The sequence below is a fragment of the Rhabdaerophilum sp. SD176 genome (assembly GCF_030143245.1).
Taxonomy (GTDB): Bacteria; Pseudomonadota; Alphaproteobacteria; order Rhizobiales; family Beijerinckiaceae; genus Rhabdaerophilum.
On sequence record NZ_JARJNS010000001.1, the window covers coordinates 512,456 to 539,010 of the forward strand.

At 64.2% G+C, this 26,555-nt stretch carries 22 protein-coding genes; 6 read left to right on the top strand and 16 right to left on the bottom strand.

Features of this window, described 5'->3' with window-relative positions; all coding sequences use genetic code 11:
* Positions 1 to 87: 87 nt before the first annotated feature.
* From rpoC to secE, 9 genes are all read right to left on the bottom strand, one after another.
* Positions 88 to 4,275 carry a DNA-directed RNA polymerase subunit beta' gene (rpoC, locus tag P0652_RS02525; RefSeq protein WP_284177175.1) on the bottom strand — a complete coding sequence of 1,396 codons (4,188 nt, stop codon included), beginning with the start codon at positions 4,273 to 4,275 and terminating at the stop codon, positions 88 to 90.
* A 136-nt stretch (positions 4,276 to 4,411) separates the two neighbouring features.
* Complete coding sequence (gene rpoB / locus P0652_RS02530; RefSeq protein ID WP_284177176.1) at positions 4,412 to 8,563, bottom strand: DNA-directed RNA polymerase subunit beta; 4,152 nt, start codon at positions 8,561 to 8,563, stop codon at positions 4,412 to 4,414.
* A gap of 183 nt (positions 8,564 to 8,746) precedes the next feature.
* Positions 8,747 to 9,127 carry a 50S ribosomal protein L7/L12 gene (gene rplL, locus P0652_RS02535; protein ID WP_284177177.1) on the bottom strand — a complete coding sequence of 127 codons (381 nt, stop codon included), beginning with the start codon at positions 9,125 to 9,127 and terminating at the stop codon, positions 8,747 to 8,749.
* An 87-nt stretch (positions 9,128 to 9,214) separates the two neighbouring features.
* Positions 9,215 to 9,733 (bottom strand): 50S ribosomal protein L10, encoded by a 519-nt coding sequence (gene rplJ / locus P0652_RS02540; RefSeq protein ID WP_284177178.1) that lies wholly within the window; start codon positions 9,731 to 9,733, stop codon positions 9,215 to 9,217.
* A 607-nt stretch (positions 9,734 to 10,340) separates the two neighbouring features.
* Positions 10,341 to 11,486, bottom strand: coding sequence for an acyltransferase family protein (locus P0652_RS02545; RefSeq protein ID WP_284177179.1), 1,146 nt, complete (start codon positions 11,484 to 11,486; stop codon positions 10,341 to 10,343).
* A gap of 226 nt (positions 11,487 to 11,712) precedes the next feature.
* Positions 11,713 to 12,435, bottom strand: a complete 723-nt coding sequence (gene rplA / locus P0652_RS02550) for a 50S ribosomal protein L1 (RefSeq protein ID WP_284177180.1) — start codon at positions 12,433 to 12,435, stop codon at positions 11,713 to 11,715.
* 4 nt (positions 12,436 to 12,439) lie between these two features.
* Positions 12,440 to 12,889, bottom strand: a complete 450-nt coding sequence (gene rplK, locus P0652_RS02555) for a 50S ribosomal protein L11 (protein ID WP_284177181.1) — start codon at positions 12,887 to 12,889, stop codon at positions 12,440 to 12,442.
* A 221-nt stretch (positions 12,890 to 13,110) separates the two neighbouring features.
* Positions 13,111 to 13,668, bottom strand: coding sequence for a transcription termination/antitermination protein NusG (gene nusG / locus P0652_RS02560; protein WP_284177182.1), 558 nt, complete (start codon positions 13,666 to 13,668; stop codon positions 13,111 to 13,113).
* Between the two features lie 11 nt (positions 13,669 to 13,679).
* Positions 13,680 to 13,877 carry a preprotein translocase subunit SecE gene (gene secE, locus P0652_RS02565; RefSeq protein WP_284177183.1) on the bottom strand — a complete coding sequence of 66 codons (198 nt, stop codon included), beginning with the start codon at positions 13,875 to 13,877 and terminating at the stop codon, positions 13,680 to 13,682.
* Positions 13,878 to 14,136: 259 nt separating this feature from the next.
* Between secE and P0652_RS02570 the strand changes: the two genes are divergently transcribed.
* Entirely contained in the window at positions 14,137 to 14,865 is a 729-nt protein-coding gene (locus tag P0652_RS02570) for a 5-bromo-4-chloroindolyl phosphate hydrolysis family protein (protein ID WP_284177184.1), read from the top strand.
* Here P0652_RS02570 and P0652_RS02575 read toward each other — a convergent pair whose 3' ends face one another.
* The 6 genes from P0652_RS02575 to P0652_RS02600 form a co-directional block, all read right to left on the bottom strand.
* The gene (locus tag P0652_RS02575; RefSeq protein WP_284177185.1) at positions 14,866 to 16,755 is read right to left on the bottom strand and encodes a bifunctional sugar phosphate isomerase/epimerase/4-hydroxyphenylpyruvate dioxygenase family protein; all 1,890 of its coding nucleotides are present in this window, start codon (positions 16,753 to 16,755) and stop codon (positions 14,866 to 14,868) included.
* Between the two features lie 11 nt (positions 16,756 to 16,766).
* Positions 16,767 to 17,600, bottom strand: a complete 834-nt coding sequence (locus P0652_RS02580; protein ID WP_284177186.1) for a shikimate dehydrogenase family protein — start codon at positions 17,598 to 17,600, stop codon at positions 16,767 to 16,769.
* Positions 17,597 to 18,649: a Gfo/Idh/MocA family protein gene (locus tag P0652_RS02585; RefSeq protein WP_284177187.1), complete on the bottom strand. Its 1,053-nt coding sequence runs from the start codon at positions 18,647 to 18,649 to the stop codon at positions 17,597 to 17,599. Before P0652_RS02585 ends, P0652_RS02580 begins: the two co-directional genes overlap by 4 nt.
* A gap of 44 nt (positions 18,650 to 18,693) precedes the next feature.
* Positions 18,694 to 19,998 carry a TRAP transporter large permease gene (locus P0652_RS02590; RefSeq protein WP_284177188.1) on the bottom strand — a complete coding sequence of 435 codons (1,305 nt, stop codon included), beginning with the start codon at positions 19,996 to 19,998 and terminating at the stop codon, positions 18,694 to 18,696.
* On the bottom strand, positions 19,995 to 20,510 hold the full coding sequence (locus P0652_RS02595; RefSeq protein ID WP_284177189.1) for a TRAP transporter small permease: 516 nt from the start codon (positions 20,508 to 20,510) through the stop codon (positions 19,995 to 19,997). Before P0652_RS02595 ends, P0652_RS02590 begins: the two co-directional genes overlap by 4 nt.
* Before the next feature lie 63 nt (positions 20,511 to 20,573).
* The gene (locus tag P0652_RS02600; protein WP_284177190.1) at positions 20,574 to 21,566 is read right to left on the bottom strand and encodes a sialic acid TRAP transporter substrate-binding protein SiaP; all 993 of its coding nucleotides are present in this window, start codon (positions 21,564 to 21,566) and stop codon (positions 20,574 to 20,576) included.
* Between the two features lie 266 nt (positions 21,567 to 21,832).
* Between P0652_RS02600 and P0652_RS02605 the strand changes: the two genes are divergently transcribed.
* The 5 genes from P0652_RS02605 to modC all read left to right on the top strand — a co-directional run bounded on the left by P0652_RS02605 (position 21,833) and on the right by modC (position 26,134).
* Positions 21,833 to 22,540, top strand: a complete 708-nt coding sequence (locus P0652_RS02605; RefSeq protein WP_284177191.1) for a TetR/AcrR family transcriptional regulator — start codon at positions 21,833 to 21,835, stop codon at positions 22,538 to 22,540.
* 25 nt (positions 22,541 to 22,565) lie between these two features.
* Entirely contained in the window at positions 22,566 to 23,435 is an 870-nt protein-coding gene (locus P0652_RS02610) for a 3-oxoadipate:acetyl-CoA acetyltransferase (RefSeq protein WP_284177192.1), read from the top strand.
* 120 nt (positions 23,436 to 23,555) lie between these two features.
* The gene (gene modA, locus P0652_RS02615; RefSeq protein ID WP_284177193.1) at positions 23,556 to 24,326 is read left to right on the top strand and encodes a molybdate ABC transporter substrate-binding protein; all 771 of its coding nucleotides are present in this window, start codon (positions 23,556 to 23,558) and stop codon (positions 24,324 to 24,326) included.
* A 9-nt stretch (positions 24,327 to 24,335) separates the two neighbouring features.
* Positions 24,336 to 25,037, top strand: a complete 702-nt coding sequence (gene modB, locus P0652_RS02620; protein WP_284177194.1) for a molybdate ABC transporter permease subunit — start codon at positions 24,336 to 24,338, stop codon at positions 25,035 to 25,037.
* Positions 25,034 to 26,134, top strand: coding sequence for a molybdenum ABC transporter ATP-binding protein (modC, locus tag P0652_RS02625; protein ID WP_284177195.1), 1,101 nt, complete (start codon positions 25,034 to 25,036; stop codon positions 26,132 to 26,134). Before modB ends, modC begins: the two co-directional genes overlap by 4 nt.
* 6 nt (positions 26,135 to 26,140) lie before the next feature.
* On the opposite strand, the gene P0652_RS02630 is transcribed toward modC, so the two are convergent.
* The gene (locus P0652_RS02630) at positions 26,141 to 26,515 is read right to left on the bottom strand and encodes a winged helix-turn-helix domain-containing protein (protein WP_284177196.1); all 375 of its coding nucleotides are present in this window, start codon (positions 26,513 to 26,515) and stop codon (positions 26,141 to 26,143) included.
* Positions 26,516 to 26,555 lie beyond the last annotated feature (40 nt).

Below are 26,555 nucleotides of genomic sequence, written 5' to 3' on the forward strand. Positions count from 1 at the left end.
GGCAGGTTGGAAAGGGTCACGATGCTCCAGACGAAAGGGGCGGACCCGAAGGCCCGCCCCGTGATTCCCGTCGAGAAATGCGGCCGTTTACTCGGCGGCCGGCAGGCTCCGGACGTCGTTCGCCGCTTCGCGTGCGTCGGTTTCCTGCTGCGCCACGATGAGATCGTCGCGCCGCATCGCCACCTCGCGGATGCGATTCATCATCGCCCCCGTGCCGGCGGGGATCAGCCGGCCGACAATGACGTTTTCCTTGAGCCCGTCGAGCGTATCGATCTTTCCGTTGACCGACGCCTCGGTGAGCACGCGCGTGGTTTCCTGGAACGAGGCAGCCGAGATGAAGGACCGCGTTTGCAGCGAGGCCTTGGTGATGCCCAGCAGCACCGGCACGCCCTGCGCCGGCTTCTTGCCCTGCTCCAGCAGTTGCAGGTTGATCTCGTCGAACTCGACCTTGTCGATCTGTTCCTGAGCCAGAAGATCGCTGTCCCCGATATCGGTGATCTCGATCTTCTGAAGCATCTGACGAACGATGACTTCGATATGCTTGTCGTTGATGTTCACGCCCTGGAGGCGATAGACCTCCTGGATCTCGTTCACAAGGAACGCGGCCAGCTCCTCGACGCCCTTGACGGCGAGGATGTCATGCGGCGCCGGCGGCCCTTCGAGGATGAAGTCCCCCTTCTCCACCCGGTCGCCATCCTGCAGATGGATGTGCTTGCCCTTCGGGATCAGGTACTCGATCGGCTCCATCCCCTCTTCGTCCGGGACGATGGTGATGCGGCGCTTGTTCTTGTAGTCGCGGCCGAACTGGATGGTACCGGCCACTTCTGCGATGATCGCCGCTTCTTTCGGGCGGCGCGCCTCGAACAGTTCCGCGACGCGCGGCAGACCGCCGGTAATGTCACGGGTCTTGGCACTCTCGGTCGGGATACGGGCGATCACGTCACCCGCCTTGACCTTGGAACCCGGATCGACCGCGATGATCGCGTCAACGGGAAGCAGGTACTTGGCATCGCCGCCGCGCGGCAGCTTCGCCACCTTGGCATTGGCATCGACCACAACGAGCGACGGCTTGAGATCCGAGGTCCGGCTCGAACCGCGCCAGTCCATCACGACGCGCTTGGCGATCCCGGTCGATTCATCGACCGATTCCGACATCGACGCGCCCTCGACGAGATCGTCGAAGCGGATGGCACCATCCACATCCGCAATGATCGGGCGGGTATACGGGTCCCATTCCACAATACGCTGGCCGCGCTTGATGACGTCGCCTTCGTCGATCTTCAGCTTGGCACCGTACTGGATCCGGTGGGTTGCGCGTTCCTTGCCATCCGGCCCGACAATCGCGATGACCACGTTGCGGCCCATGGCGATCAGCTCGTTCTCCGAATTCCGGGCAACGGCCCGGTTGCGGATCTCGACCTTGCCCTCGAAATTCGAGTCGAGCGAAGACTGCTCGTTGAACTGCGCCGCCCCGCCAATATGGAAGGTACGCATCGTCAGCTGCGTGCCCGGTTCGCCGATCGACTGCGCCGCGATGACGCCCACAGCCTCGCCCTGGTTGACTGGCGTGCCGCGCGCGAGGTCGCGCCCGTAGCAGGTCGCGCAGACACCGCGTTTGGTTTCGCAGGTCAGCACAGAGCGGATCTTCACTTCCTGGACACCGGCCGCCTGGATGACCGCCACGTCCTTTTCGTCAAGCAGGGTGCCGCGTGCCGCGAGGATCTCGCCCGAGACCGGATCGACCACATCTTCCGCCGTCGTACGGCCGAGGATGCGGACGCCGAGGCTCGCCACAACGTTGCCGGCATCGATGATCGCACGCATCTTGATCCCGTTCTCCGAGCCGCAATCGACTTCGGAGATGATGGAATCCTGCGCGACATCGACGAGGCGGCGCGTGAGATACCCCGAGTTCGCCGTCTTCAGCGCGGTATCGGCCAGACCCTTGCGGGCGCCGTGGGTCGAGTTGAAATACTCGAGCACGGTCAGGCCTTCCTTGAAGTTCGAGATGATCGGCGTCTCGATGATCTCGCCCGACGGCTTGGCCATGAGGCCGCGCATCGCCGCGAGCTGCTTCATCTGAGTGGGCGAGCCGCGGGCGCCGGAATGGCTCATCATGTAGATCGAGTTCACCGGCTTGTCGCGGCCGGCATCATCCCGGCGCACGGCCGAAATGCGGGCCATCATCTCGTTGGCAAGCTTGTCCGAGCATTTGGCCCAGGCATCGACCACCTTGTTGTACTTCTCGCCCTGGGTGATCAGGCCGTCCTGATACTGCTGCTCGTAATCCTTGGTGAGCACGCGCGTCTCGTCGACGATCTGCCACTTGTTCTCGGGGATCACCATGTCGTCCTTGCCGAACGAAATGCCCGCCTTGTAGGCGTGGTAGAAGCCCGTCGACATGATCCGGTCACAGAAGATGACCGCTTCCTTCTGGCCGCAGCTGCGGTAGACGGCGTCGATCATCGCCGAGATGTCCTTCTTGGTCATGAGCTTGTTCACGACATCGAAGGTCACCTGCGGATGCCTGGGCAGGTGCTGTGACAGCACCACGCGGCCAGCAGAGGTCTCGTAGACCTTCTTGAAGGACTTGCCGTCCTGGCCGATCCCTTCCCAGCGATACTTGATCTTGGAATGATAGGTGATGACCTTGGCCGCAAGCGCATGCTCGATCTCGGCGAGGTTCGAGAAATGCTTGCCCTCGCCCGGTTCGCCGTTGGACATGATCGAGAGGTAATAGAGCCCGAGCACGATATCCTGGCTCGGCACGATGATCGGCTGGCCGTTGGCGGGGTGCAGGATGTTGTTGGTCGACATCATCAGCACGCGCGCTTCCAGCTGCGCCTCGAGGCTCAGCGGAACGTGAACCGCCATCTGGTCGCCGTCGAAATCCGCATTGAAGGCGGTGCAGACGAGCGGATGCAGCTGGATCGCCTTGCCTTCCACCAGCACCGGCTCGAAGGCCTGGATGCCGAGACGGTGCAAGGTCGGGGCGCGGTTCAGCATCACCGGATGCTCGCGGATCACCTCGTCGAGGATGTCCCAGACCTCCGGGCGCTCCTTCTCGACGAGCTTCTTCGCCTGCTTCACCGTGGCCGAGAAGCCCTTGGCGTCCAGCTTGGAATAGATGAAGGGCTTGAACAGCTCGAGCGCCATTTTCTTCGGCAGGCCGCATTGATGGAGCTTGAGTTCGGGGCCGACGGTGATGACCGAACGGCCGGAATAGTCGACGCGCTTGCCGAGCAGGTTCTGGCGGAACCGGCCCTGCTTGCCCTTCAGCATGTCGGCGAGCGACTTCAGCGGGCGCTTGTTGGCGCCGGTGATGACGCGGCCACGGCGGCCATTGTCGAACAGCGCATCCACCGCTTCCTGAAGCATGCGCTTCTCGTTGCGGATGATGATGTCCGGCGCGCGCAATTCGATCAGCCGCTTCAGGCGATTGTTGCGGTTGATGACGCGGCGGTAGAGATCATTGAGGTCCGACGTCGCGAAGCGGCCGCCATCCAGCGGCACCAGCGGGCGCAGATCCGGCGGAATGACCGGCACAACCTGCAGGATCATCCATTCCGGCCGGTTGCCGGATTCCATGAAGGCTTCGATGATCTTCAGGCGCTTGGCCAGCTTCTTCTTCTTGAGGTCGGAATCGGTCCCGCCGATTTCCTCGCGCAGGTCAGCCGCCAGCTTCGGCAGGTCCATCGACTTGAGGATTTCGCGGATGGCTTCCGCACCGATCATGGCGGTGAAGCTGTCCTGGCCATACTCGTCCTGCGCGCGCAGGTAATCCTCTTCCGAGAGCAGCGAATACTGCTTCATCGGGGTCAGGCCCGGCTCGATGACGATGTAGCTCTCGAAATAGAGAACGCGCTCGATATCCTTCAGCGTGAAGTCGAGCAGCATGCCGATGCGGCTCGGCAGCGACTTCAGGAACCAGATATGCGCCACCGGGGCTGCGAGCTCGATATGGCCCATCCGCTCGCGCCGGACACGGCTGAGCGTGACTTCGACACCGCACTTCTCGCAGATGACACCCTTGTACTTCATCCGCTTGTACTTGCCGCACAGGCACTCGTAATCCTTGATCGGCCCGAAGATGCGGGCGCAGAACAGGCCATCGCGCTCGGGCTTGAAGGTGCGGTAGTTGATCGTTTCCGGCTTTTTGATTTCGCCGTAAGACCAGGACAGGATCTTCTCCGGCGAGGCAATGGAAATCCGGATATGGTCGAAGACCTGCGGAGCCACCTGCGGGCTGAAGATGTTCATGACGTCTTGTTTCATCAGTCGTCTCCTGGAGGATCACGTCAGCCACGTCTGGCAGCGAATCCCGATCCGATAACTCTATCCTACGCGATCACGACGGCCGGGCGAGACACGCCGGGCCGGAAAGGGAGGGCCTCCCCTCCCCGCCTGCAGGTTATTCGGCAGCCTCCGCCGGCGGCAGCTGGTCGTTCCGGACCTTTGTCGACTGGAGGTCGACATTGAGGCCCAGCGACCGCATTTCCTTGACGAGCACGTTGAAGCTCTCCGGAATGCCGGCTTCGAAATTATCCTCGCCGCGGACAATGCTCTCGTAGACTTTCGTCCGGCCGGCCACGTCATCGGACTTGACCGTGAGCATTTCCTGCAGCGTGTAGGCCGCGCCATAGGCTTCGAGCGCCCAGACTTCCATTTCCCCGAAGCGCTGGCCGCCGAACTGGGCCTTGCCGCCCAGCGGCTGCTGGGTGACGAGGCTGTACGGACCGATCGAACGGGCATGGATCTTGTCATCGACAAGGTGGTGCAGCTTCAGGATGTAGATGTAGCCCACCGTCACCTGGCGATCGAAGGGCTCGCCGGTCTTGCCGTCATAGAGCGTGACCTGACCCGACATATTGAGCCCGGACTTCTCCAGATAGGCTTCGATGTCGCTTTCCTTGGCGCCGTCGAAGACCGGGGTGGCGATCGGCACGCCGCGCTTCAGGTTCTTCGCCATCGAGGCGAGTTCACCATCATTCAGCGAACGGATTGTCGGGTCGTCACCGTAGATATCCGCCATCTTGTCGCGCAGGGGCTTGATATCGCCCTGCCGGTAATAGGCGTTGACGGCTTCCGAAACCTGACGGCCGAGGCCCGCACAGGCCCAGCCGAGATGCGTCTCGAGGATCTGGCCGACATTCATGCGGCTCGGCACGCCGAGCGGGTTGAGCACGATATCGACCGGGGTCCCGTCCTCCAGGAACGGCATGTCCTCGATCGGAACGATCTTCGACACGACACCCTTGTTTCCATGACGGCCGGCCATCTTGTCGCCCGGCTGGATCTTGCGCTTCACGGCGATGAAGACCTTGACCATCTTCATCACGCCCGGCGGCAATTCGTCGCCGCGCTGCAGCTTCTCGACCTTGTCGAGGAAGCGCTGTTCAAGGCGCTTCTTCGATTCGTCATACTGCTTCCGCATCGCCTCGATCTCGCCCATCAGGCGGTCATCACTGACCGCGAAAAGCCACCACTGCGAACGGGCAAAGCCGTCGAGCGTGTCACGGGAGATGTCGGTATCCTTCTTGAAGCCCTTCGGCCCGGCAATGCCCAGCTTGCCCACCAGCAGGTCGGCGAGGCGGCCATAGGTGTTGCGGTCAAGGATCGCGAGTTCGTCGTCGCGGTCCTTGGCGAGGCGTTCGATTTCCTCGCGCTCGATCGCCTGGGCGCGCTCGTCCTTGTCAACGCCATGGCGGTTGAAGACGCGCACTTCCACGATCGTTCCCTGCACGCCCGGCGGGACACGCAGCGACGTATCGCGGACATCCGAGGCCTTCTCGCCGAAAATGGCGCGGAGGAGCTTTTCTTCCGGCGTCATCGGGCTTTCGCCCTTCGGCGTGATCTTGCCGACGAGGATATCCCCCGCCTGCACTTCCGCGCCGATATAGACGATGCCGGCCTCGTCGAGATTCTTCAGCGCCTCTTCCGAGACGTTCGGAATATCCCGCGTGATTTCTTCCGGACCCAGCTTGGTGTCGCGGGCCATCACCTCGAATTCCTCGATATGGATCGAGGTGAAGATGTCTTCCTTCACGATATTCTCGGAAAGAAGGATCGAATCTTCGAAGTTGTAGCCGTTCCACGGCATGAATGCGACGAGCACATTCCGGCCGAGGGCCAGATCGCCGAGATCGGTCGACGGACCGTCAGCAATGATGTCGCCCTTGGTCACAATGTCGCCGGCCTGGACCAGCGGGCGCTGGTTGATGCAGGTCGACTGGTTCGAGCGCTGGAACTTCATCAGGCGATAGATATCGACGCCCGGCTTGGTCGGATCCATCTCGTCCGTCGCGCGGACGACGATACGGGTCGCATCGACCTGGTCGACAATGCCCGACCGGCGGGCCGCAATGGCCGCGCCGGAATCCCGGGCCACCACCGATTCCATGCCGGTGCCCACGAAGGGTGCATCGGCGCGGACCAGCGGCACCGCCTGGCGCTGCATGTTCGAGCCCATGAGCGCGCGGTTCGCGTCGTCGTTCTCGAGGAACGGGATGAGCGCCGCCGCCACCGAAACGAGCTGCTTCGGCGACACGTCCATCAGGTCGACCTTGTCCACCGGAACGGTGATGACATCGCCCGCATGACGCGCCACGATCAGGTCGTCCGTGAGGTGGCGATCCTCGTTGACCGGCACATTGGCCTGCGCAACATAGTGCTTCTGCTCTTCCATCGCCGAGAGATAGACGACGTCATCGGTCACCTTGCCGTCCACGACCTTGCGGAACGGGCTCTCGATGAAGCCATACTTGTTCACGCGGGCGAAGGTGGCGAGGCTGTTGATCAGGCCGATATTCGGGCCTTCCGGCGTTTCGATCGGGCAGATGCGCCCGTAATGCGTGACGTGGACGTCACGCACCTCGAAGCCGGCGCGTTCGCGCGTCAGACCGCCCGGGCCAAGCGCCGAGAGGCGGCGCTTGTGGGTGATCTCCGACAGCGGGTTGGTCTGGTCCATGAACTGCGAGAGCTGCGACGAGCCGAAGAACTCGCGCACCGCAGCCGCGGCCGGCTTCGCATTGATCAGGTCCTGCGGCATCACCGTGTCGATATCGACCGACGACATGCGTTCCTTGATCGCGCGTTCCATGCGCAGGAGACCCAGGCGATACTGGTTCTCCATCAGCTCGCCGACGGCGCGGACGCGGCGGTTGCCGAGATGGTCGATGTCATCGACCTCGCCGCGGCCATCGCGCAGTTCGACCAGCGCCTTGACCACCGCAAGGATATCGTCCTTGCGCAGGGTGCGCTGGGTATCCGGCGCGTCGAGATCGAGGCGCATGTTCATCTTCACGCGGCCGACAGCCGAGAGATCATACCGTTCGGCATCGAAGAAGAGGTCCTGGAACATCTTCTCGGCGGTGTCGACGGTCGGCGGTTCGCCGGGGCGCATCACGCGGTAAATGTCGAAGAGCGCTTCCTCGCGGCGCGAATTCTTGTCCACCGCCAGCGTGTTGCGGATATACGGGCCGATATTCACATGGTCGATGTCGAGCAGCGGCAGCTCGACAATGCCGGCTTCGACGAATAGCTTCAGGAGCTTCTCGGAGATTTCTTCGCCAGCCTCGGCATAGACTTCGCCGGTCTGGGCGTTGACGATATCCTCGCCGACATACTGGCCGAGCAGGTCCTCGTCGGTCGCACGCAGGAAGCGCAGGCCCTTTTCAGCCAGCACGCGCGCAGCACGTGCGGTCATCTTGCGGCCGGCCTCGATGACCACTTCGCCGGTTTCGGCATCGACATATTCCGTCGCCGCCTTCAGGCCCTTGAAGCGCTCCCAGTCATAGGGCATGCGCCAGCCCTTGCCATCGCGGATATAGGTCAGGTTGCGATAGAAGGTCGACAGGATCTCTTCCGGGTCCATGCCCAGCGCGAACAGGAGCGAGGTCACCGGAATCTTGCGGCGGCGGTCGATACGCGCATGGACGATGTCCTTCGCGTCGAACTCGATATCAAGCCACGAGCCGCGATACGGGATGATCCGCGCAGCGAAGAGCAGCTTGCCCGAGGAATGGCTCTTGCCCTTGTCATGGTCGAAGAACACGCCCGGCGAGCGATGCATCTGCGAGACGATGACGCGCTCGGTGCCGTTGACGATGAAGGTGCCGTTCGACGTCATGAGCGGCATGTCGCCCATATAGACGTCCTGTTCCTTGATGTCCTTGACCGAGCGGGCGCCGGTATCGACATCCACATCGAACACGATGAGGCGCAGCGTCACCTTGAGCGGCGCAGCGAAGGTCATGCCGCGCTGGCGGCACTCGTCGACATCGTATTTCGGCGGCTCGAACGTATACCGCACGAACTCGAGCAGCGACGCGCCGGAGAAATCCGAGATCGGGAAAACCGACTTGAAGACGCTCTGCAGCCCCTCCTCGGGGCGGCCGCCCTTGGGCTCGTCAACCATCAGGAACTGGTCATACGATGCCTTCTGAACCTCGATGAGGTTCGGCATTTCGATTGCTTCACGGATTTTTCCGAAGAATTTCCGAAGCCGCTTCCGCCCAACCAGGGTTTTCGATTGTCCCGACTGAGCTTGCAGAGCGTTCGCCATCTTGATCCTCGTTAAAGCACGTCCGAATACGACGGGGATACGGTCACCGAGGCAACCGACCGAAACCGTTCGCGAACGGCTTGGGTCGATCGGGTTTACGAACCACCGGGTCTTTCAGACCAAAAGGCCCGCGCAGGCAAACCTGCGCGGGTCAATGATGTCAGGGGCCCCGGAGGGCCGAACTCACTTGAGTTCGACCTTGGCGCCAACAGCTTCGAGCTGCTTCTTGATCTTCTCGGCTTCGTCCTTGGAAGCGCCTTCCTTGACCGGCTTCGGAGCGCCTTCGACGAGGTCCTTGGCTTCCTTCAGGCCCAGGCCGGTAATGGCGCGGACTTCCTTGATGACTTCGATCTTCTTGTCGCCGGCAGAGGCGAGAACAACCGTGAACTCGGTCTTCTCTTCAACGGCAGCGGCAGCAGCGCCACCACCAGCCGGAGCGGCGGCAACGGCAACGGCGGCGGCGGCGGAAACGCCCCACTTCTCTTCGAGCATCTTGGCCAGTTCGGCGGCTTCGAGAACGGTGAGGTTCGACAGTTCGTCGACGAGTTTGGACAGGTCAGCCATGGTCATATCCTTCGGCTATCAATCGTTGCATTCGTTTTTCGCGAGGCGGCCCATGAAAACGGGCGGCCCCAGATCGGGTTCTTCGTCTCAGGCTGCTTCGTCTCGCTTGGCATACGCCCCGAACACACGCGCCAGCTTTGCGGCAGGCGCGGTCGAGAGCTGCGCAATCTTCGTCGCCGGGGCCTGGATCAGGCCGATCAGCTTCGCACGCAGTTCGTCGAGCGACGGCATGGTGGCCAGGGCCTTCACACCATCGACGTTGAGAGCGGTCTTGCCCATCGCCCCGCCGAGGATCACGAGCTTGTCGTTCCCCTTGGCGAAATCCACCGCCACCTTCGGAGCCGCGACCGGGTCATCCGAATAGGCAAGAATGGTCGGACCCTTCATCAGGCCCGCGATAGACGCGACATCAGTGCCATCGAGCGCGATTTTCACGAGGCGATTCTTCGCGACCTTCACCGTGGCGCCAGCAGCCTTCATCTCCTTGCGGAGCTTCTGCATCTGGGCAACAGTCAGGCCGGAATAATGCGCGACGACAACCACACTGGCCTTCGAGAAGACCGAGTTGAGTGTCGAGACGAGCTCTTCTTTACCAGCTCTATCCACGTGCTTTCTCCGGATCGGGGCACAGGATAATCCCTGCCCCTCTCTGCGCTCTGCCATCCTCAGGCGGCGCATCGGATGCGACACCCAGAAGGACAACGGTTCATGCGGGTTTCCCCGCCCTGACCCCTCTCCGGTTGCCCGGATCGAGGCCCGCCTGTCCCCCTGGGGATGAACGGGAAATTCCCGCGAACCCTAGGGCCGAGAAAACGAATGCGGCGCTCCGGAAGGATGGTTCCTCCAGAAGCGCGAATTCCTTTCCCCATCTATGCAGGCTTGTCCTCCCGGAGATCGGCTCTCCCCGGAAAGCCGCGGCAGGGCCGCGGATGATTAAGCCGGTGACAGAAAGCTCTCCCCTGATCGCTTGCGCGAACCGGATCGATGCGAATGTCTGACAACCCTTGCACCTGCAGTCTCGGACAGGATTGACTGGTTTGGAAGAAAGGATCACTTTGGATCACCCTATTCCAGCCAGTTCGCACCCTTGTCGGGCGCGACAGAAGAGGACACGGTTTCCCGCGATCCTCGTCCGCAAGCTGTGGTCAATAATGCCTTGGCGATCAGGACGCAAGAGGGGGCTTGACAAAATCCCGAACTTTGTTCCGGCCGGTCATGCCGGAACGGTCTGTCCCGACGCCGTCGTTTCCTCTCCCCGGGCGCGGGAGATCATGAACGGCCGCTCGATGAAACGATAGGTCTTGGCCGAAATGACGATCGTTACCAGCAGCAGCGCGGCGATGACCAGGAGGTCGATCGCGGTGCCGCCGAAGCTGAACACGCGGCCGCTGCCCGAACCGGAGACGGTGAGCGGCACCTTCGTCACCTTTTCCACCACGATCAGGACGAGGCGCAGCCCGTAATAGAGCAGCGCATGAACGAGATAGATCGAATAGCTCCACAGGCCGAGGGCCTGGATCGGGCGGCTTTCGAGCGCCCGCGTCAGCAGGCCCCTCCCCTGGCTGAACACCACGATCACGCCCGCGAAGACCAGCGGCGCAAAAAGCGAGGAGAGATTGACGCCGGTCGCCAGCAGGTAGCTCGACAGGGCCAGCACGACGGCGACCTCGATCGCGGTGCCACCCTCGACAACGAACCGTTCGGACCGGACGAGCCGGTAGGTCGCCGCACCGATGAAGAAGCCATAAATCGCCCGGAAGAGGCCGAAATCATGGGTTGCGAACAGATAGATCGGCGAGTTCCAGGCCACGACGAGCATTGCGCCGAAAGCGATCGGCAGCAGCGCCTTGTCAAGATGGCGGCGGAAGGCGAGAACCGCGGCGGCAAAGACGAGATAGGTCCAGAACTCGACCGAGATGCTCCAGGCCGGACCGTTCCAGGTGGTGGTCCCGTGCAGATTGAGCGACTGGGTCATCGTGATGTTGCTCAGCAACGCCATCCAGGACTTGCTGGCTGTGAACGGGGCTTCCTCGAGGGGCAGCGCCACGAAGGCCTGCAGGATAGCCTTGAGCATCTCGATGCCGAAAAAGGCGAACAGGATCGAGAAATGCAGCGGCCAGATCCGCCAGAAGCGCCTCGACATGAAATCCCGGGCCGAACCGGCATCCACCAGCCGCTGGCCCCAGGCATGCATGATCACAAAGCCCGAGAGAACGAAGAAGAAATCGACGAACAGTTCCCAGTTCTTCCAGCCGGCCATGTCGCGCAGCGGGTTATCGATCGGCGCATGGTAGAACGTGATCGCGAGAGCTGCCAGGCCACGCCATCCGTCCAGGGCCTCGTAACGCTTCGACACCATGTGCTTCTCTCCGGTACAACTCGACGGTTTCGCTCGTGAGTTGCAAGCCCTGCGCCAGCACCAACGCATAGGGGAGAGGTGTTTCCAGCCCGTGAATCCGATTATCCGTTCCAACCCGGGACGTTTCCGCCGGGCCTGTCCGGAAACGGCACGGGTGACCGGGAAACGAAAAAGCCCCGCGCCGGAGGCGCGGGGCAAGGATTCACCGGCCCGGAAGGCCGGAGGTTCAGGCGCCGGCGACGCTCGAGACGTCGACCTTCACGCCCGGGCCCATCGACGAGGAAATCGCGATGCGCTGCAGGTAAGTGCCCTTGGCACCGGTCGGCTTCGCCTTGCTGACGGCATCGACGAAGGCCTTGATGTTCTCGACGAGCTTGACGTCGTCGAACGAGGCCTTGCCCACACCGCCATGCACGATGCCGGCCTTCTCGACGCGGAACTCGACGGCGCCGCCCTTGGAGGCCTTCACGGCACCGGCGATATCCATCGTCACCGTGCCGACGCGCGGGTTCGGCATCAGGCCGCGCGGGCCCAGCACCTTGCCGAGGCGGCCGACGAGGCCCATCATGTCCGGCGTGGCGATGCAGCGGTCAAACTCGATCTTGCCCGAGTTGATCGTTTCCATCAGGTCTTCCGCACCGACAATATCGGCACCGGCGGCCTTGGCTTCATCAGCCTTGGCTCCCTTGGCGAAGACGGCAACGCGGACCGTACGGCCCGAACCGTTCGGCAGGTTGCAGACGCCGCGGACCATCTGGTCGGCATGGCGCGGATCGACGCCGAGATTCATCGCGATCTCGATGGTCTCGTCGAATTTCGCGGTGGCGCGTTCCTTCACCATCTTCACGGCTTCCGCGAGCGGATAGAGCTTGGTGCGCTCGATGCCTTCACGGGCCTTGGCGGTGCGCTTCGGCAGCTTCAGTTCGGCTTTGTTGACAGCTTTGTTCATGGCGTTACCCCACCACCTCGAGGCCCATGGCACGGGCCGAGCCACGGATCTGCTCGACGGCGGAATCGATCGTGTCGCAATTCATGTCGACGATCTTCTTCTCGGCGATGTCGCGCAGCTGCGCTTCGGTCACCTTGCCGACGAAGGCGCCCTTGCCGGGGGTCTTCGAACCCGAGGCCGGCTTCTTGCCGATCTTCAGGTTGGCAGCCTTCTTGAGGAAATAGGTCACCGGCGGCTGCTTCATCTCGAAAGTGAAGGAGCGGTCGGCGAAAGCCGTGATGACGACGGGGATCGGCATCCCCTTTTCCATCTGCGCGGTCTTCGCATTGAAGGCCTTGCAGAATTCCATGATGTTCAGACCACGCTGACCGAGGGCCGGACCCACGGGCGGCGCCGGCTTGGCGTCGCCAGCCGGAATCTGCAGCTTGATAAAGCCGATGATTTTCTTTGCCATGTCTCTCTCCAGAACCCGGCCGGACCACTGGAAGGGCCGTCGGGGGCGAAGGCCCTTCCCCGGGCGGGGTCAGGCCGATTGGAACCGTGGTCCGGCTTTGCGTGGAGGCTTCCGAGAAGAAACCGCCAACCGCCCGCCACGGATTTCGGGCATCGGCCAAAGCCGATACCGGAAGTCGGTGCGCATAAGCGCAGATGGGTGCAATAGCAAGCGAAAAGCGCTTACTTCAGCTTTTCGACCTGGCTGAATTCCAGTTCCACCGGGGTCGCGCGGCCGAAGATCGACACGGCCACCTTCAGCCGCTGGCGCGGGAAATCCACTTCCTCGACCACGCCGTTGAACGAGGCGAACGGGCCTTCGGCCACCTTCACGTTCTCGCCCACCTCGTAGATGATCGTGGTCTTCGGCTTCTCGCTGGTCTCGACGACCTGGCCCTTGATGCGCTCGGCCTCGGCATCAGGGATCGGGATCGGCTTCTTGTCCGCCCCGAGGAAGCCCGTCACCTTCGGCGTGTTCTTGATGAGGTGGTAGGCTTCGTCGGTCAGCTCGCATTTCACCAGCACGTAGCCGGGGAAGAACTTGCGGTCGGTCTCGATCCGGCGGCCACGGCGGACTTCCGTCACCTTCTCGGTCGGCACGAGGATTTCCTCGAAAAGGTCCTCGAGGCCACGCAGGGCGGCACCGTTCTTGATGTCATCCGCCACCTTCTTCTCGAAATTCGAGAAGGCATGGACGATGTACCAGCGCTTGGGCCGTTCGGCACGGGCGGTCGCAGACATGATCGGGCTCCTCAGCGGCCGATGCCGAGCACAAGCCCGACGCCCCAGCGGATCACCATGTCCGCCAGCAGGAAGAAGATCGACGCCACGATCACGAGCAGGAACACCATGCCGGTGGTGATCATGGTTTCCTTGCGGGTCGGCCAGGAGACCTTTTTGCCTTCGGCCTGCACTTCCTGCAGGAATTCAACCGGGTTCGGCTTCGCCATCGCCCATGATCCTTCTCGTTCCGGCGCCTTGCGCCAAGATCGCTGCGGGACCGCGACCTTTCAAGGGGGCACGGCCGGTTTTCGCCTGCAAGACCCCGTTCCCGCTTCGCGGGTCGTTCGTGGCCGGTTTGTCAGGGAATGCTTCGTTACATAGTCGGTTGCGCGGGCAGCGTCAATTTCCGTTTTTCCGCCTTTTCCGCTTGCAGGAGCCCCCCTCGCCTCCCATCTTCACGCGCAGGAAAGTATGGGGAGAACAGGCGTGTTTCGCGGTTTCAGCGCATTGGCTCTGGCAGCGGCCATGGCGCCCTTCTTCTTCTTTGCGCTGATCACGCTCTGGGCCCTCGGCCTGACCGTCGTGACGTTCGGCCCGGTGATTTTTGCCTTCGTCGCCTGGATCCTGCTGGCCCGAGCCGCCCGCAAGCAGCGCGCGGAAGCGAGGGCCGAGCCGGTCATAGAGGCCAGGGTCGTGCGTGAACCCGCACCGGATTACCCGGCCGAGGCCTACAGCCCGCCGGCCCATTTCGATCTCCTGCTCGGGGCCAAGCATGATATCGGCCGCATCCGCGGTGCCGCCGGCGCCATTCCCGATTCGGCGATTGCCCGGCAGTTCCGGGTGCTTGCCGACGTGGCGGACAAGGTCCATGCCCGGCTGATGGCCGAACCGGTGAAGCTTGGCCTCGCGCGCCGCTATTTCGCCTCGTACCTGCCGCGCGCCGCCGATCTGGCCGAAGGATATCACCGCTTCCGCAAGGACCAGCCGGGCGACGAATCGCGCCGGGGCAAGCTGCTGGACGTGCTCTATCGGCTGGAAAGTGCGATGAAGAAGGAAGAAGCCGGGCTCTCGGCGCCGGAGATGTCGCGGATCGACGCCGATATCCGCATCCTCTCGGAGGATCTCAAGGGCTATGACCCCGATTTCACCCGCGCGCCGGAGCCTATCCTCAACCGCGTTGACGAGATCGTCCGGAGCGCCAAGCGGAAGGGCTGATTACAGCGCTTCCTCGATGAAGACATCGGCCGGTCGCGCCGTCCGGGCTTGCGCGGCCAGCCGGATCGGCGCATTCGCCGCGCCATAACCGGCATAGCCGCCACCGCGCTGGACCAGTTCGAAGAAGAAGCCGCCATCCAGCGTCTCGGTATAGGCTTGCCAGAACTCGCCCTGCCCGTCCCGGTCATAGAGGATGTCGAGCGCCTTCAGCTCCTCGATCTCGGCATCGCTGAGGTCAGTGCGGGCGGCGAGATCCTCGTAATAATTCTCCGGAATCGGCAGCATCGTGATTCCGGCAGCCCGGGCCGCGCGCACGGTGGCCTTCAGGTCCTGGCTCGACAGGGCCACATGCTGCACGCCGGAGCCGAAGAAATCCGTCACGAAGCGGGAGGAGAGCGTCCGGTGGCTCTGCGAGCCGTTCAGCACCAGCCGCAGCCCGCCGCTTTCGATCACCTGGCTCTGGACCACCCCGCCGGGATCGATCACCGCCTGCGACGGCATTTTCCGCGCGGCGAACAGGGTCGAATAGAAGAGGAGCCAGGTCAGCATCTCCTCGTACTGCATTGATTGCGAAACGTGATCGACCTCCGTCAGGCCGATTCCCGCGCCCGCCGGCGCCTGCATCACGAAATCGGTTTCCGCCCAGCGGCTGAGTTCGGGGCCGAGATCGAGGAAATAGAGCAGGCTGCCCCCGAGGCCGCGCACGGCGGGGATATCGAGCTCGCCCGGCCCCACCGGCCCGTTATGCGGATCGTCGAACAGCTTGCGTGCCCGCTCGACCGTGGCGCGCGCATCCGCCGTTTCCAGCGCGATGGCGCAGACGGAGGTGCCATGCGTGATCTGGTAGGAATGCGCGAAACCCTCCTTGTCGCTGTTCAGCACGATCCGGATCGTGCCCTGCGCGAAGAGTGTGACCTCCTTCGAGCGGTGCTGGCCGATCTCGGCAAAGCCGAGCGCCGCGAGCATGGCCACGAAGCCGGGGCGGTCCTGCTCGTGCACCGCGAATTCGAGGAAGGCCACCCGCCCGACCGGCGCCGGCGGCGGCATCGTCACCGCGCCGGGAATCGATGCGCCACGCCGGCGGCCGGCATCATCGAGCAGGCTGATCAGCGAGCGATGGCCGTCCACCGCGACCGAGCGGGCCGAGCCGGCGCGGAACCGGTCATTGAAGATCTCGAGGCTCAGGAAGCCGCCGTAATTGGTCGCGGCCAGCGCATCCATGAAGCTGGCAAGGTCGAAATCGCCCTGTCCCGGCATGCAGCGCCAGTGCCGGCTCCAGGAGAGGTAATCCATCTGCAGCTTCGGCGCATCGGCCAGTTGCACGAGGAAGATCCGGTCTCCCGGGATCGCCCGGATCGGCGACAGGTCGAGATTACGCGACTGGATGTGGAAACTGTCGAGCACGAGACCGACATTGTCCCGTCCCGCGCGCCGGACAACTTCCCAGGCATCGCGGTAATCGTGAATCAGCGGCGCCCAGGCGAGGGCCTCGTAACCGACGCGCATTCCACGCTTGGCCGCTCTGTCGCCCAGCTCGGCGAAATCGGCAGCGATCCGGTCGATCCCGCCCTGTGCTTCCGGTGAGACCGACGAACACACGAAAAGCAGATCGCTGCCGAGTTCCTGCAGCAGGTCGAATTTCCGCTCCGCCCGGTCGAAGGCCTTCGCCCGCCGGGCTTCCGGCAAGCCCTCGAAATCGCGGAACGGCTGACAGGTGACGATGTCGAGGCCAAGATCCCCGCACATCTGCCGCACCTCGCGCGGGGTGCCCGGCCAGGCGATGAGATCGGTCTCGAAAATCTCGACCGCCGTGAACTGCGCCGCGGCGATGGCTTCCAGCTTTTCCGGCAGGGTTCCCGAAACACAGACGGTGGCAATCGAGGTCCGCATCGTCCTTGTCCTCAATAGGTGATCGTCGCCAGCGCCCGCAATTCCTCGGCCGTGGCGCTGGGAAAGCCGAAAAAGTCGAGATAGGCGGGAATCTGCTCGAAAAGCATGTCGATTCCCACCTGGATCGGGCAGCCCCGCGCCCGGGCCGCTTCAAGCAGCGGGGTCATCTCGGTCTTCATCACGACCTCGCCGACCATGGCGCCGGGCTCGATCCGTGTCACATCCATCGGCAGCGGGTCACCCGCCTTCATGCCGAGCGGCGTCGCATTGACCACGATATCACAGCCGGAAGGATCGTTACGCCCGGTTTCGAGCCGGATGGCGGGGTAATGGGCACGGATCCGGGCGGCGAGCCGGTCGGACATGGCAATGTCGAGGTCGTGAAGCCGCAGCAATGCCGGGCCACGCCGGGCGAGCGCCGCCGCGATGGCGGACCCCACCCCGCCATTCCCCGTGATAAGGATCGACGCGCCGGCAATCGGTCGGTTCTTCCGCTCGAGCCCGCGCGCAAAGCCCTCGCCATCGAACATGTCGCCGGCCAGGCGGCCATCCGCCAGCCGCTTCACTGCATTGCAGGCGCCGGCGACCTGCGCCGTGGTGGAGAGCGTGTCGACGAGGTCAAGCGTCACAACCTTGTGCGGCATGGTGATCAGCGCACCGGCAATATTGGTCAGCGAGAACAGGGCCGGCAGGAAGGCGGGATAGGCCTCGGCCGTGCAGCCCATCGGCACGACCACGCAATCGATCCCCCGCGCTGCGAAGAACGGGTTGTAGATCATCGGCGCCTTGAAGCTCTCGGTCGGGTAGCCGACATGGCCGATGATGCGCGTATGCCCGGTGATCATGCACCCTCTCCCTCGCCGAGGCGCACGGCCTCGCCGCTCAGCGCCGCCCGGCGGACGGCATCGATGACGGCCATGGTCCGCATGCCCTCGATTCCCGGCACGAGCGGTTCCTCCTCGCCCCGGATGACCCGGACGAATTGCCGGATCTGCAGAGGAAGCGGATCGGCCGGTGGCGCGACATGCTGCTCGGCAACCAACGGCTCCCACCAGCCGCGCCGGCCTTCGTTGCGCCAGAGTTCGAGCCGCGGAATGGCGAGCGAAGCCTCGGTGCCGCCGATGAAATAGCAATTCTGACCGGCCGGCGGATAGGCAGGATTCTCCGCCGCGCTCTGTTCCCAGCTCCAGGGCGCGGTGATCGTGTCGGAGATGTTCACTGTGCCGAGCGCCCCGGAGGCGAAACGCAGCAGCACCACGCTGGTCTCGTCCACCGGGAAGCCGCGCACGGCATTGTTCTGCATCGCCCGCACCTCGGTGATCTCGCCGCAGAGATGGCGCAGCAGGTCGATGTCATGGCTGAGATTGATCAGAACCGGCCCGGCACCGGGCTGGCGGCGCCAGTCAACCTCGAAATAGGAATCCGGCTTCAGCAGCCAGAAGAAGCCATGCACGCTGACGATACGGCCGAGCCGGCCGGCCTCGATCATCGCCTTGGCCCGCGCGATCAGCGGATTGTGCCGGCGGTGATGCCCGGTCAGCAGCGGAATGCCGGCCGCCGCCGCCGCTGCAACCAGCTGGCGCGCACCGGCCAGGTCAGCCGCCAGCGGTTTCTCGACCAGCACCGGCAGGCCGGCATGGATGGCAAGCAGGCCATGCTCGACATGCAGCGCATTCGGCGTCGCCACCAGCACGCCCTCCGGCTTTCCGGCCGCAAGCATGGCTTCCGGCGTCGGATACCAGGCGACGCCCTTCGCGGCGGCGAGGATCCGCCCTTCTTCGGACGGATCGACGATGCTGTGCAGCCGCGCCGCCGGATCGGCAAGGATCAGCTCGGCGTGCCGCCGGCCGATAAGCCCCGCGCCGAGCAGGGAAATGGCAACGGGAACGGTCATGGCCGGTCGCCGTGCACGGGGAGATCGCCGCTCATCCCGCCCCCTCAGCGCATCGCCGGCACGTAGCCGAACATTTTCGGCAGCCAGAGCACCGTATCCGGCACGAGGATCATCAGCAGCAACGCCGCCAGAAGCACGCCAACCCACGGCCAGATATACTGGATCAGCACCTTCATCGGGATGCCGGTAATGGCGTTGAGCACGAAGAGCAGCACCCCGTAGGGCGGCGTGATCAGCCCGATCATGCAGTTCACGATGGCCACGATGCCGAAATGCACGAGATCGATGCCCAGCGCCTTCACCGTGGGGATGAAGACCGGAATGATAACGAGGATGATCGTCGAGGCATCGAGCAGGCAGCCGAGCACCAGGAAGAGCAGGTTGAGCAGCAGCAGGAAGACGATCGGCGAGATCTCGACGCCTTTCATCAGCTGCTGAACCTGCGCCGGAATGTTCTCGGTCGCCACGATGTAGTTGAAAATCAATGCCGAGCCGATGATCAACCCCACCGAAGCGGAGGATTTCACGCTGTCATGCATGACCGAGCGGATGTTCCGGAAATTCAGCGCCCGGTAGAAGAACACGGCCACGAGGAAGGCATAGGCGGCGGCAATGGCAGCGGCCTCGGTCGGGGTGGTCGCGCCGCCATAGATGCCAGCCAGCAGGATGATCGGCATCAGCAAGGCCGGGAAGGCCTTTAACGTGACCGACGGGATCTCCCGCAGCGGCACCGGCTCCTCGAGCGGCACATTCATCCGATGCGCCATGTAGGTGTTCAGCATCATCATCGCCGCGCACATGATCAGCCCGGGCACAACACCACCGAGGAAGAGATAGCCGATCGAGGCATCCGATACGATGGAATAGAGCACCATCGGGATCGAGGGCGGGATGATGGGCCCGACAACCGCCGTCGCCGCCGTGATCGCCGCCGCATACCCGAGGGGGTAGCGGTTGTTCTTGATCATCATGTCTATGGACATCTTGCCCATGCCGACAACATCGGCCACGGCCGAACCGGACATCCCGGCAAAGACGAGGCTGTTCAGCACGTTGACATGGCCCATGCCGCCCTTGAGGCGGCCGACGATCGCGAGGCAGAATGTGTTGAGCCGATCCGAGATCGTCCCGGCATTCATGAAATTCGCCGCCACGATGAAGAGCGGAATCGCCAGGATGACGAAGCTGTCATAGAGGCCCTGGATGATCTGCTCTGCGGCGAGGCCCATATCCTGGCCCTTCACGGCCAGATAGACGATGGCCGAGATGATCATCGACAGCGGGATCGACGCCCCGATCGTGGCCATGGTGAACAGCATCATGAGGCAGGAGAACAGAGCGAGACTCATTGGACGTGATACCCGTCCTGGATTTCGCGCCGGTCGAGTTCATCCGGATCGGCGCCACGGGCCACAAGGAAAGCCCGCCAGAAATAGCGGATCACGAGCATGACGGCGAAAACGGCATAGATGCTGAAAACGATGTCGAGCCGGATGCCGATCACCGCGCTCCGCTTGATCTGGTAGAAGGTGATGTAGCTCCAGGTGGCGGGCAGCGCCGCCAGCATGCCACCGCCGATGGCAAGGGCCGAAATGATGGCAAAGGCCCGGCGCATGTTCCGCCCGACAGCGATGTAGAGCACGTCGAAACGGACATGGTCCTTCTCCTGCAGGACGAAAGCGCCGCCCCAGAAGACGACCCAGAGCCAGAGGGTCAGGCACGCTTCCAGAGTCCAGAGGGCCGGCGCATTGAACACATAGCGCGCTGCGATCTGGATCAGGAAGACGATGAAAAGCGCACCCAGCATGAGGGCGGCAATGTCGAGCGCCAGGATCCGCGCCCGATGGATCAGCGAGAGCATCGCCCCACCCCCCGGCAGGAGAGAAAGAAACGCCGCCTGCGGATAAGGCAGGCGGCGTCCGGATTATTTCACGGCGTTGATCTTCTCGACCATGCCCGCCGGCCAGTCCTTGGCGAACTTCGATGCGAGGTAGTCCGCCTGGACCTTCTTGCGGAAGGCCTCGACATCCGGCGTGTAGACCTTCAGGCCCTTCGCCTTGAAGAAGCCTTCGAGTTCCGCTTCCAGCGCCAGCTGCTTCTTGCGGCCCGATTCAGCCGCATCATCCGCCGCCTTCTGCATGACGGCCTGCTGCTGCGGCGTGAGCTTGTCCCAGACCTTCTTCGAAATGGCGAGGTAGTTCTGGTCCACCAGATGGCTGGTCAGCACGATCTGCTTGGTGACTTCGAAGAACTTCGAATCGCGCACGGTCGGGAGCGGATTGTCCTGCCCGTCGATCGCGCCGGTCTGCAGCGCGGTGTAGATCTCGGTGAAGGCCAGCGGCAGCGGGTTCGCGCCGAGGGCAGTGCCGAGGAACAGCCAGGCTTCCGTGCCCGGCATGCGCAGCTTCACGCCCGCGAGATCGGCCGGAGTCTTGATTTCCTTGTCGATGCGCAGGTTCACCTGGCGGCGGCCGAGATACATCACCGAGAGCAGCTTCACGCCGAGCTTGTCTTCGGTCTGCTTCTTGAGGTCATTCATCAGCGGGTTGGCAAAGACCTTCTTCTGATGGTCCGCATCGCGCAGCAGGTAGCCGGCGGTGAAGATCGACCAGCCCGGGATCAGCGTCGCCAGCTCCTGCGGCGAGGTGATCGACATGTCGAGATTGCCGCGGGCAATGGCCTCGAGTTCCGTGCCCTGCTTGAACAGCGTGGCGTTCCAGTGCGGCTGGAACGAGGCGAATTCCTTGACGGCCGGGCCGAAAATCTCGGTCAGCGCGACGGCACGCTGGTCGGTCGGCGTGGCCGGGGATGACAGCGTCAGTTTGATGCCCTGCGCCGAAGCGGCAGTGGCGGTCAGCCCCAGGGCAATGGCGCTCGCAGCGCCGAGGAAGATGCGACGGTTGAAGATGGTGCTCACGATGTCCTCCCTATGAGCGGTTCGTTTCCGAGAGACGTTGCCGGCGTTCTCCACCGCGTCCGGCCTCCGGAACAATTGCGCCTATGCAGGCACGGTTTGATGCGTCGATGCAAGCCGTATGCAGCATGCCCGGCGATTTTCCGCGCCATGGTCTTCGTCTGCACCGGTTATGAACCGCCTGGTTAAAACGCGCAAGCCCGTTTTGTACGAACCGGTGGGTTTACATCACAGGCCAAACCATTAGGCTTGCCCCCAAGGACGAGAAGATGGCACGCCCGCAGCCGACCCCGGAGGGAACCACCCGCCCGACGCCGCAGCGCCGGAACCCGGATCGCGTCCGGAAGGATATTCTCGCTGCAGCCTGGGAGGAATTCGTCGAGAAGGGCCTCAGCGGCGCCCGGGTCGACGAGATTGCGGCCCGCACAGCCACATCCAAGCGGATGATCTATTATTACTTCGGCGACAAGGAGGGTCTCTACCTTGCTGTCCTCGAAGAGGCATATAGCGGCATGCGCGCCGCCGAGACGGCCATTGACCCGGTGGCGACCGGCCCAGTCGCGGCTCTCGCCCGGCTCACGGCGCTGACCTTCGACTATCACGCTGCCAATCCTGGCTTCGTCCGGATGGTGATGATCGAGAACATCCACCATGGCCGCCATCTCGCGCGGTCGAAGGCGATCGCCGAGCTCAACCTCTCCGCGATCTCGACCATCCGGGCGATCTATGCCCGGGGGCTGGCGGAAGAGCTGTTCCGGCCGGGGCTCGACCCGCTCGACATCCATATCACCATCTCCGCGCCAGCCTTCTACAACGTGTCGAACCGCGCCTCGATCCGGCAGGTCTTCGGCCATGACATGGGCGAGAAGCAGGCCCTTGCCCGCCGGCGGCGCAGCGTCGTCGAAGCCGTCTTGCGCTTTGTCCTCGCCGACCCGACCGCCCTGCCGGACCTGCCCGACATCATCGCTTCCGCCTGACCCGAACACAGACCGAGGTCCCGCCATGCCTGCAAAGCCGCCTGCCATGCCCGCCCCCGCCGACAATCCCTGCATCCTCTGCGTGGCGATTACCGGCTCCCTCCCGACCAAGGAGAACAACCCGGCGGTTCCGATCACGATCGCGGAGCAGATCGAATCGACGCAGGAAGCCTTCGAGGCCGGCGCCACGATCGCCCATTGCCATGTGCGCGATGACGAGGGCCGCCCGACATCCGATCCGGAGCGATTCGCCCGGCTCAAGGAAGGGCTCGAAAAGCATTGCCCGGGCCTCATCATCCAGCTTTCCACCGGTGGCCGCTCCGGCGCTGGCAAGACGCGCGGCGGCATGCTGCCGCTCCGCCCGGACATGGCCTCGCTCTCGGTCGGCTCCAACAATTTCCCCACCCGCGTCTATGAAAACCCGCCGGATCTGGTGGATTGGCTCGCCTCGGAAATGCTCGCCTACGGCGTCAAGCCGGAAATCGAGGCTTTTGACCTTTCGCATATCGTGCAGGCCTGCCGGATGGCCGCCGATGGCCGGCTGAAAGGCCCTCTCTATGTGCAGTTTGTCATGGGCGTGAAGAATGCCATGCCGGCGGACGAGCCCATCCTCGACATCTATATCGAGACTCTCCGCCGCCTCGCACCCGATGCGCCATGGTGTGCCGCCGGTATCGGCCCGGAGCAGATCCGCCTCAATGAATGGGCCATCGCGCGCGGCGGCCATACCCGCACGGGGATGGAGGACAATGTCCGGCTCGACCGGAACACCCTCGCCCCGTCGAACGCCGCTCTGGTGAAGCGGGCGGCCGAACTCTGCGAGAAGTGTGGGCGCCCCGTTGCAACCTGGCAGCAGGCACGGCAGATCCTGGGCCTTGCCATGCCGGCGGCCTGACCGGCGCGGCTCCGGCATCCCAGCCCGAAGTTTGGCCCTCCCGGCAAAGGCCGGATTGACCCTGTCCGGCGATCATCGCTATGTCTGATTGAACATAGCGAGTCCGGGAGCCCGAAGCCAATGTTCCGCTGCCTGTTCGTCACCCTGGGCCTGATGGCGTTGGCGATGGGGCCTGCCCCGGCGCAGGAGGCACGACCCGTCCTCGTATTCGCGGCGGCAAGCCTGCAAACGGCCTTCAACGCCATCGCAGCGGCGTGGCAGAAGGAGAAAGGCGGCAAGGTCACCTTCTCCTATGCCGCCTCCTCCGCCCTCGCCCGCCAGCTGGAACAGGGCGCTCCGGCGGATCTCTTCGCCAGTGCCGATCTCGACTGGATGGATTGGGCGCAGCAACGCAACCTCATCCGCCCGGAGACGCGGCGGACGCTGCTGGAAAACACGCTGGTCCTGATCGAGCCGGCGGATCGTCCGCCCACGCCCCTGAAGATCGGGCCCGGCTTCGCTCTGGCCGAAGCTTTGGGCGATGGCCGCCTCGCCACCGGGCAGGTGCAATCCGTCCCGGTCGGCCGCTATGCGCAGCAGGCCCTGACCCATCTCGGCCTTTGGGAGACCATCAGGCCCCGGATCGCCGGCGTCGAGAATGTCCGCACCGCGCTGGCGCTGGTGGCGCGGGGCGAGGCCCGGTTCGGCATCGTCTATGCGACGGATGCGAAAGCCGAGCCTCGGGTGCGCGTGGTCGATGCCTTCCCCGCCGGCAGCCACCCGCCGATCCTCTACCCGCTCGCGGTCACGGCCAATGCCGGCAACGCGCAGGCACAATCCTTCCTCGACTATCTATCTTCGCCGGCAGCAATCCGTATCTTCGAGGCGGAAGGTTTCCGCGTGACGCGCTGAGGATTGACGGTGCCCGAACTTGGCCTCTCGCCTGACGAATGGACAGCCATCCGGCTGAGCCTGCGCATTGCCGGGCTGGCGACGCTGGTCAGCCTGCCGCTGGCCATCCTCGTCGCGCATTGGCTGGCCCGCACCCGTTTCCGGGGCAAGGTGCTGGTCGATGGCCTCGTCCACCTCCCGCTGGTCCTGCCGCCGGTCGTCACCGGCTATGTCCTGCTGGTCCTGTTCGGAAGGCGCGGCCCGGTCGGCGCATGGCTTGAGCAGACCTTCGGCCTCGTCCTCTCCTTCCGCTGGACCGGCGCCGCCCTGGCCTGCGCGGTGATGGGCTTCCCCCTGATGGTCCGGGCGATCCGCCTCGCCATCGAATCCATCGATCCGCGCCTCGAACAGGCGGCCGGCACGCTCGGCGCCTCGCCGGCCTGGGTCTTTGCCACGGTCACGCTGCCGCTGGCCCTCCCCGGCATCATTGCCGGCGCGGTCCTGTGCTTCGCCAAGGCCCTCGGCGAATTCGGCGCCACCATCACCTTCGTCTCGAATATCCCGGGCGAAACCCAGACAATCCCTGCCGCCATTTACACCTATACGCAGATTCCCGGCGGCGATGCCGGCGCCTTCCGCCTGTCCATCGTCGCGGTGATCATCGCGCTGGGCGCGCTCGTGGCCTCGGAAGTCCTCGCTCGGCGCAGCGGAACCCGGGCGCAGCCGGAATGATCCGCTTCGATTGCCAGCTCGACCGGCGGGATTTCCGCTTCCGCGTCGCCTTCGAGGCCGAAACCGGCATTACGGCCCTGTTCGGCCCGTCCGGTTCCGGCAAATCCACCGCGATCCGCCTGCTGGCCGGCCTCGAAGCTGCGAAGGAAGGCCGGATCACACTCGGCGACAGGGTGCTGCTGGATACGGCAAAGCGCGTGTTCATTCCCCCGCATCGCCGCCGGATCGGCCTCGTCTTCCAGGATGCCCAGCTCCTGCCGCATCTCGATATCCGCGCCAACCTCACCTATGGCCGTTTCTTCACCCCGCGGGACGAGCGGCGCATCGCCTTTGACCCGGTGGTCGAGGTGCTCGGCATCGGTCATCTCCTGTCGCGACAGCCGGATACGCTCTCCGGCGGCGAACGTCAGCGTGTCGCCATCGGCCGGGCCCTGCTGGCCAGCCCGCATCTCCTGCTGATGGACGAGCCGCTCGCCTCGCTGGACGCGGCCCGGAAAACGGAGATCCTGCCCTTCATCGAGCGCCTTCGTGACGAATTCCGCGTCCCGATTGTCTATGTCAGCCATGCGGTGGAGGAAGTCGCGCGCCTCGCCGCGCGGGTGATCCGGCTTGACAACGGGGCCGTCACCGCCGCCGGCAGCCCGGCCGAGGTGCTGGCGCCGGTGGCGCTTGCCAGCTTCGCGGATCGGTTCGATGCGGTCTCCGTGCTCTCGGCGCCGATCCGCCGTTACCTGCCGGAATACGGGGTGACCTTGCTCGATCATCCCGCCGGCGAGATCGTGGTGCCGGGCCTTGTCCCCACAGGACAGGGCGAGGTGCGCGTCGCGATCCGGGCCACCGGCGTCACACTCGCGGTCGGCCGGCCGGCACAGGTCAGCGTGCGGACGGTCCTGTCAGGCCGGATCACGGCCATCGACCGCAACGAGAGCCCCTTCGCGATGGCGACCTTGGTCCTGCCGGGCGGGCAGACCCTGAAGGCCTATGCGACGCGCCTTGCCTTCGATGCTCTCGGCCTGGATATCGGCGACGAGGTGCAGGCGCTGATCAAGGCCGCGACGATCGACGAGCGCAGCCTCGCCATCCTCCCTCCGGCGTGACGAGGCTCAGCCGCCCGGCGGATCGAGCCCCGGCTCCGGCGGGGCAAGCTCGGCTTCGAACGGCCCCAGTTCCTCGGCAATCGCGTCGCGCGTGCGCGCCTCGATCCGGCGATAGGCCGCGAGCAGGTCCTGACCGAACGGCGTCAGCCGGGCACCGCCGCCCTGGGCACCGCCGGCGGCGGCCAGGACGACCGGCTGCCTAAACATGCGGTTGACCTGATCAACGAGCAGCCAGGCCCGGCGATAGCTCATGCCGAGCCGCCGGCCCGCTGCGGAAATCGAGCCGGTTTCGCCGATCGCCTCGATCAGGTCGAATTTGCCGGGCCCAAGCCGGTGGTCGGGCCCCAGCAGGATGCGCAGGCGCGGAACCGCCCCGGCCATGCGGCCATCCGGGAGGGGCCGGGGCGCCCGCCGGGCCATG